Source organism: Candidatus Edwardsbacteria bacterium RifOxyA12_full_54_48 (assembly GCA_001777915.1).
Lineage (GTDB): Bacteria > Edwardsbacteria > AC1 > AC1 > EtOH8 > UBA2226.
On the sequence record MFFN01000001.1, the window covers coordinates 234,205 to 240,214 of the forward strand.

Genomic DNA, 6,010 nt, shown 5'->3' on the forward strand with positions numbered 1-6,010 from the left:
AGTAACAGCAAAAGCCACTCTGAGCGTATCAGGGTGGCTTTATTTTTATGCCCAATGGGCTTGTAGGGGGGATGTTCGTGGGGTGCCGTTACTTTTCCATATTATTAAAATAAAGAACCCCGAGCCAGGAGGCCCAGGGTTAAGTACCTTACGGTATGATTTTATGTTTTAGCAAAGATGCAGCTTTTATTATCAATTCTCTTTCACCGGGCGATAAGGATATGTTCTTGTTATTGCTTTTTTGTCGCAGTGTTTTCACAGAGAAAAAACCTGCCAGATCACAATCCAATGCCTGCGCTATCTTGTGCAGGGTTTCTATGGTCGGGGTCTTCTTCCCTATCTCGATCATGGCAATATAACTAAGACTCAGACCGGCCTTTTCGGCGAACGATTCTTGAGTATATCTGGCCTGCTTGCGGAGATATTGTATTCGTTTTCCTATTTGTAATTTCAGTTCCATATGCTACTCCATCTTTATGTGATGATATCATTAGATGAAGTATATTATTATCGGCTATCAGTAGATATAATATTATTGACTAATGGTATTATTGTTTGCTATACTATTATTGACCAATCACCATAATATGAAGGGAATGGAAATGAAAAATCTAATAATGGTGGCCTTATTTATTTTATTTGCCACTTCTTACGCTTTTGGAAACGGGCGATCTATATGTGAGGGCAATGACCAAGATGGCAGAATACAATCCGGGATAACCAACGGTTGTTTAGATGCCAGTGTTTACCAGAGGCAAATAGCCCTTGATGGCGGTCCTGCGTTTATCAGTTCTCCACAAGATTCCAATTGGGATGGCAGATTTTGGTTGTCTGGCTTTAATGGTACGGTTCAAGCGCTGGCTCTTGATAGTTCTGGCAATATATATGTTGGTGGAGCTTTTACAGCCGTAAATGGCGATACTGCCTTGAAGTACATAGCTAAGTGGAACGGATCCTCTTGGACAGCACTGGGTAGGGGTTTAAATGGGACTGTATATGCTATTGCATCCAGTGACAGCGGCGTTTACATAGGCGGCAATTTCACCACCGCAGGTGGAGATAGTGTAAACCATATTGCTAAATGGAGCGAATCTACATGGATATCGTTAGGTGGTGGTGTGAATAATATCGTCCTTGAAATTGCTTTGGATGGCAGTGATGTGTATGTGGGTGGTTCTTTTGATACAGCTGGTGGAGTCGCTGCAAGCCGCATTGCCAAATGGGACGGATCTGTATGGTCAAACTTAGGTAGTGGTGTTAACAACAATGTATCTGCTATTGTTTCAGATGGCAGTTATGTATATGCAGGTGGTTCGTTCACAATAGCCGGTGGTTTGATAGCTAATCGTATTGCCAAATGGAATGGCTCGACCTGGTCGTCTTTAGGGACTGGTGTAAATGGGTCTGTTAAGTCAATAGCGTTAAATGGCAGTAATGTTTATGCTGGTGGGCAGTTTGATACTGCTGGTGGTATTCGTACTAATCGTATTGCTAGATGGAACGGTTCTTCTTGGGCATCACTTGGAACCGGGGTGTCTGGTGTCTCATCAAATGTAGAAGCCGTTGTTGTGAGCGGAAGCAGTTTGTTTATTGGTGGAGTATTTGACACTGTTGGCGGGGTAAGTGCCCGTAACATTGCCAAGTGGAACGGTTCTTCCTGGTCTGCCCTGGGAAGTGGTGCTAATGGTAATGTCTATGCTCTTACGGTCAGCGGTAGTGAATTGTGTGCAGGAGGTTCTTTTACTATAGCTGGCGGAGTGAGTGCCATTCGTCTTGCAAAATGGAACGGTTCATTTTGGTCAGCAGTTGGGCAGTCGGCAAATGGCAGAGGTGTGGTTGGTCCGGTAGTTAATGCGCTTGCAACAAGTGACAGCACTATTATTATAGGTGGGCAGTTCACAGTTGCTGGTAGTGAGATCGTTTATAATATTGCCAAATGGGATGGATCATCTTGGTCCGCTTTAGGGAGTGGCGTTGATAATTCCGTAATTGCCATTGCGGTTAGCGGTAATAATATTTATGCCGGGGGTAATTTCACCATAGCTGGTGGTATTGAAGCTAATTATATCGCAAAATGGGACGGATCATCTTGGTCCTCTTTAGGGAGCGGTTTAAGTGGCCCGGTCTCTTCCATCGCATTAGGTGATAGCGGTGTTTATGTAGGTGGCAGTTTTACTACGGCGGGTGGGGTAAGCGCCAATAGAATTGCCAAGTGGGATGGGTCAAATTGGTCTGCCCTGGGTGGCGGTGTTAATGGATCTGTTTCGGCTATCGCAATAAAAGGGAGCGATGTTTATGTTGGTGGTAGTTTTACCACAGCGGGAGGTGTCAGTGTAAATCGTATTGCTAAGTGGGATGGTTCAACCTGGTCAGCATTAGGCAGCGGGTTAAACGACGCTGTCTATGCTATTTCTATTAGCGATAGCGATGTTTATGTTGGTGGTAAATTTACAACAGCCGGGGGAATCGCTGCAAGCCGTATCGCTAAATGGAATGGATCGAATTGGTTTGCGCTTGGTAGTGACGTGGATAATTATGTTAAAGCTATTACGCTTATTGATAATAATATTTATGTTGGCGGAGCTTTTACCACTTTTAGTGGGATTACTGCAAGCCGTATCGTTAAATGGGATGGATATTCCTGGATGGCCTTAGGGAGTGGGGTGAATAATGTTATTTGTGGCATTGCGGCCATTGAAAGCAGTGTATATGTGGGCGGTTATTTTACTACTACAGGTGGAAACCCAAGTTCTCTTTTCGGCATATACCAAAACGAGCTTAATGGCATCGAGGAAAAACTTATCATCAGCGATCTACAGCCTTTGTTTAAGTTGAAGCAGAACGTACCTAATCCATTCACACAGGGGACAACGATTAATTATCAATTGCAAAAAGCTGGACATGTAAGCCTTAATGTTTACAATATTACCGGCCAAGTAGTGCGGACACTTGTAGCTGAAGTTCAAAATGTGGGGAGTTATAGTGTTGTGTGGAACGGAAGAGATGACGATGGTAAGAGTGTATCAACTGGATTATACTTCTATCGTTTGAGTTTATCGGGCATCAATGATGTTAAGAGACTTGTTTTAATTAAATGAACATCCCTACCATCTGTCTCTGCCCTAAATAATGACATCAGGGCCAGCTATTCTAATGTGGCCCTTGTGGGCTTCGGTCGCTGTATTTCAGAGCCTTCGACCTCCTCCATTCCGCTACTCAATCTACTTCGGGCACTATTCGTTCAGGCACGTGATCATTCGCGTGCCTTCTCTATTTGTCATCGCTTGCAGGGTAGCGGCGCTGGGGCAAGGCATGGCACCGTATAGCCACCGGGAAAGACGGCGGCTCCAGGCCAGCTCCAGGTCGCTCGTTCCACCTGTCGCTATTCCGCCGCCTGACCCATAATGCGCATTATGGTCCCTTGCCCTTGCCTTGCCCCAGCGCTACGCCCGGAGGGTTTACATAACCTGCATTATGCAAACTACCCTGCTACGCTCTGGAAGGCTGAGCCTTTAGCTACCGTTTGTTTGTGGATGAATCGCAGTTCACCGATGATACTTTACATACCGTTACCGTAGCCGATTCTTTGCTGAATAAAATCGATTACCCTGCGATATTAAATTACTTCTACAGGCTATACTTATCACCATAAAATGCAATATGGAAAATCCATTTTAGCTGGATGCTTTTTTCTGACTATAGTTCTATATTGGTAGAAATCGAATTCTTTTCGATGACCGGGGGTCGTCTACACAGAAATACTAATAAATAGCGAAATAAAAAAGAGGGTTTGTTAGACCCTCTTATTTTTATGCCTTTTTGGGATGTGGCGTAATAGGCGCGGGGTTTTCTGTTTCCTCGCGTTTCTTCTTTTGTTGTTCATAAAGAAAAACAGATTGCATCAAGATGTTTTCTTGCAACTGGCGGTTTAGCTTTTTATATATGTTGATGAGTTTTTTTGCGCCTGGATCATTTTTAATTATATCTTCATTGCTTAATTCTGAAGAACTATCTATTAAATAATCGGTAGTGACATTCAAGGCTGTTGCTAACCTTTTAAGTGAGTTGGATTGCAATTGAACTAAGTTGCCGCTTTCGATTCTTGATATGGTTGCCTGTGTTATGGCGGCTTTTTCTGCCAATTGCTTCTGGGTTAAACCCAGTTGAATTCGCTGGGTTTTAACTTTTTCTTGGAGGCTCATAAAATCCTTTAAAAAAGTACTTGACAAATTTATATTATTGTGGTATATTTACAATATATCAAGCGCATACAACCCAATTCCGGCCCAGGGCATATTTTTTTACCCGGCAATATGCTACAAATATAATTATACTATGATTTAAATAATATGTCAAGCCCATTTTAAAATATTAATTAAAATATGAAGGAGTTCAAATGTCGACGAAAAGGAAACAAAAAATTGCGAACCAGCCGCTAATCAGCGAGGAGTCTAGATCGCGATTAACAAAGCTTCAGGTCTACCTAGTCGGGTGTGGCTTGGATTATGACTACGTAATGGCCATGACAGACCGAAACCAGCAAATGAATCATAGAGGGAATTCAGGTACTGGCAAAACAATTAATAACGCCAGGCAATAGCAGGGTAATAAAACTGAGAGGGCTCATATCAACAATACTTACCGTAAATATTATTCCAGGCTTTTAGGAGCCAGAAGGAGGTGCATTGGCTGTAACATAATATGACCCGATTTTGACCTGCAGGCAATAACGCTCTGTAGGCAGATACGCCAAATAACAACCCAACATTAAAAAGGAGGTAAATAATGGCTAAACAATTAACAGGAACCTGGGAGTGGGCCGGCCGCACGGTAAATTGCTGCCTGGGATGCCGCAACCAGTGTATCTATTGCTACGGGTGTGCAATGGCAGTAATGTTCAGGAGTTTCGATCCTTCGAAATGGAAGAATGAGGCGATAGTCGAAAAGGCCCTAACTGCAAAACTACCGGTAGACAATCAAATGGTCATGTTTCCCAGCACACATGACATTTCCCCGGAAAATCTGCCGAGCCACATCAAATTCATCGGGCGGTTGCTGGAAGCTTACCCTAGAGTGCTTATCGTCAGCAAGCCCCACCTGAAATGCGTCCGGGCCATTTGCAAAACCTTCAAGTCCCGAAGGGATCAGATACTGTTCCGCTTCACCATCGGCAGTACAGATAGCAAGGTTCTCAAATTCTGGGAGCCCGGCGCCCCCAGCTTCAAAGAACGGCTGGCTTGCCTAAAACTGGCCCATTCGCTGGGATTTGAAACCAGCGTATCGATGGAGCCGATGCTGGACAACAATCCCGAAGCTGTGGTCAAAGCGATTAAGCCGTACGTCACAGAAACCGTATGGCTCGGCAAGGCAAATAGACTAAAACAGCGTCTATCAACGAACGGACACAAAGACATAAAGACCATGGCCCGGGCGGACGAGCTGCTGGAATGGCAGTCGGATGCCAACATCCATACACTCTATCAGCGGCTGAAGGACGATCCTCAGATTCGCTGGAAGGACTCAATCAAGAAAGTAGTCGGCTTGGAAGGACCGAAATAACAACCAAAATACGGGAAGGGCTGGGGCGACTCAGCCTGACCCAAAGGATTTGTGTAATGCAAGGTTTAACAGAGAATCGCAATTTACTTTTATGGAATGTAAAGCAGGCGGCAGAAGCTTTGGGGTTGTCCGTACATACATTATATTCCTGGGTTTCAATGCGTCGTATAAAATTTGTGAAGATGGGCAAAAGGACAATGTTTGACCCGCAGGATATCAGGGCTTGGATTAATGAAAATAAAACACAATCTGAAAGGAATTAAGGCGGGAAATAGGCCTCTTTTATCCAGCCGCGGAGGGGTGGTTAAATCCAGCCATCCCTTCGTGGCGGCAACCAATTTCAGCACAAAGTTGAAATGTCGTTGCTTAGTCAATATGTCAGGGTAACAGGCAAGTGAAAATGTCAGGGGTAGGAGCAAGTTGTTGAAATTTGGTCAACCCAAGGTTGGCT

6 protein-coding genes are annotated in these 6,010 nt (G+C 44.2%); 4 read left to right on the forward strand and 2 right to left on the reverse strand.

Annotation, left to right across the window (positions count from 1 at the left end; translation table 11 throughout):
* Positions 1–148: 148 nt before the first annotated feature.
* The gene (locus A2273_11020) at positions 149–460 is read right to left on the reverse strand and encodes a hypothetical protein (GenBank protein ID OGF09136.1); all 312 of its coding nucleotides are present in this window, start codon (positions 458–460) and stop codon (positions 149–151) included.
* 136 nt (positions 461–596) lie between these two features.
* Here A2273_11020 and A2273_11025 point away from each other — a divergent pair, with 136 nt between their 5' ends.
* Positions 597–3,098, forward strand: coding sequence for a hypothetical protein (locus tag A2273_11025; protein ID OGF09137.1), 2,502 nt, complete (start codon positions 597–599; stop codon positions 3,096–3,098).
* A 711-nt stretch (positions 3,099–3,809) separates the two neighbouring features.
* On the opposite strand, the gene A2273_11030 is transcribed toward A2273_11025, so the two are convergent.
* Entirely contained in the window at positions 3,810–4,202 is a 393-nt protein-coding gene (locus A2273_11030) for a hypothetical protein (GenBank protein OGF09138.1), read from the reverse strand.
* A 194-nt stretch (positions 4,203–4,396) separates the two neighbouring features.
* Here A2273_11030 and A2273_11035 point away from each other — a divergent pair, with 194 nt between their 5' ends.
* The 3 genes from A2273_11035 to A2273_11045 all read left to right on the forward strand — a co-directional run bounded on the left by A2273_11035 (position 4,397) and on the right by A2273_11045 (position 5,822).
* Complete coding sequence (locus A2273_11035; protein ID OGF09139.1) at positions 4,397–4,600, forward strand: hypothetical protein; 204 nt, start codon at positions 4,397–4,399, stop codon at positions 4,598–4,600.
* 185 nt (positions 4,601–4,785) lie between these two features.
* Entirely contained in the window at positions 4,786–5,559 is a 774-nt protein-coding gene (locus tag A2273_11040; protein ID OGF09140.1) for a hypothetical protein, read from the forward strand.
* 56 nt (positions 5,560–5,615) lie between these two features.
* A complete protein-coding gene (locus A2273_11045) occupies positions 5,616–5,822 on the forward strand; it encodes a hypothetical protein (protein OGF09141.1) in 207 nt (68 codons plus the stop codon).
* Positions 5,823–6,010: the final 188 nt, after the last annotated feature.